A 1727-nucleotide genomic window follows, 5' to 3' on the forward strand; every position below is an offset into this window, starting at 1 on the left:
CATACCTAGGTCCTTAAGAGATTTTTCTTTTAAAGCCTGGTTGGTTCACGATCTGCCACAAAAGTAATGGCAGATCTTTAATTAACAATCGATCTCGCTGAGATGGCTTTGAGCGTTTACAGCACAGAGCTATCTCACCGAGAAGTTCTTTAAAAACTTGATATATAGTTGATCTGTTTCTATATGCAAAGGCAAATAAAAGCTTTTCGTATAGGACATTGTATGTATGGACCTTAAGTAAGGATAAGTCATCAATCTTATGCTTTATCATTGTCTTCGCTGCGCAATAAGTCTTTATAAGCGAAACCAGTAATGACAGCAGGATAAAAATCAGAATGATGTTCTTCTTACTTGAGTTAATGCTCTTAAGGTTACAGCCACTCTTTGCTGCTTTGTTGAACAGTTCAATGTTCCAGCGGATTCTGTACAGAAGGTAAAGCTGTTTAGCTCCTGCAATCTTGCGAAGGACACTTGTTCGCAGAACAGAGATTTTATCTCTGTTCTTCCCATTAGGATTGTAGCGACGAATAATCCTTAAAGTATTCCCCTTTGATGTTCTGATGGTTACATCTACATTCATCTTGTGAGGGATATCTTTAAGCTTTTTACCAATGTACTGCTTCATTCTTGAACCGTCATCGGCATAAGCATCGATGATGGTTCCGTTGGTATTCGCTCTGCCTTTAATCAGAAACTGAGCACCTGCTTTTATCAGAGTCTGCTCAAGCGCTTCATCGATGTAACCTCTATCAGCAATAATCAGACAGTCCTGCAGGTATTCCTGATAGACTCTGTCTCGTTCTGAACCAACAGCTTCAGATACCTCAACATAGATAAAGCTTTGCTTACAAAGAGAGTATGCAACATGGAGCTTGAGTCCTGGTCTCGCGGAGGAACCGTCAAGTCGGTCTCTGCCTTTTCCTTTGCACTCAAAGTTATCTGCGCAGGAATTACGTAAGTCCAGTTCTGTACCGTCAATAAGAACAATGTCCTTAACCTTTAAAAGAGAAAGTAAATCCTTTAAAGATTCCATTAGATGCGATTTAATCTGCTTTGCTAATCTCTTGCTTACCAGAGACATAACCTGAACCACTAAAGCTTTAATCAGAGTTAGGCTTTCTTCAGAATCCAGCTGCTTATGAATGCATTTATGAGTCATCTTAAACTCATCACCAAGATGACTGTTATAGTTCATATGAAAAGAATTCAGAGTAAACTCAGACTCCCTGATTGAACTACTCATCATAGTTAAAGCACCAAGCAGATAATCAGCAAAGGAAAACTTACGGTTTCTTATACAGGCTTTAGTATCGTATGACAGGCTTGCAATATGCTTTTTAGAAAGAATATCAATAAGATTGGTTTTAGATGTTTGAAAATCGTTTGACAGAGTTGATAAAAATAGAGATAATTGTTCCATGGTTTTCTTGTTTAATTCTTTGATTTTGAACACATTAATTATATTAAACAGAAAACCATAAATCAATTAATTCCTTTCAAATCAACCACATTTCAACCTTTTCACAAAAATCCAATTTTACGGATAAAACAATTGCAAAATATCAGAATAAAGCTCCGTATATTTTATTAACACATTGATCTATATATCAAATTTTTAAAGAACTTTTTATGCTGAACTAATTCAGCAACGGATCGCAACTGGTAACAGTTGCATATCCTTTAATTTATGAGGATCCTAGAATAAATTTCTTAAGATCCTAGGTATG

The 1727-nt window shown here is 36.3% G+C and carries 1 protein-coding gene; it reads right to left on the reverse strand.

Annotation, left to right across the window (positions count from 1 at the left end; all coding sequences use genetic code 11):
• Positions 1–13: 13 nt before the first annotated feature.
• Positions 14–1420 (reverse strand): IS4 family transposase, encoded by a 1407-nt coding sequence (locus tag B5D46_RS11925; protein ID WP_143675693.1) that lies wholly within the window; start codon positions 1418–1420, stop codon positions 14–16.
• Positions 1421–1727: the final 307 nt, after the last annotated feature.

The sequence above is a fragment of the Succinivibrio dextrinosolvens DSM 3072 genome (assembly GCF_900167015.1).
Taxonomy (GTDB): domain Bacteria; phylum Pseudomonadota; class Gammaproteobacteria; order Enterobacterales; family Succinivibrionaceae; genus Succinivibrio; species Succinivibrio dextrinosolvens.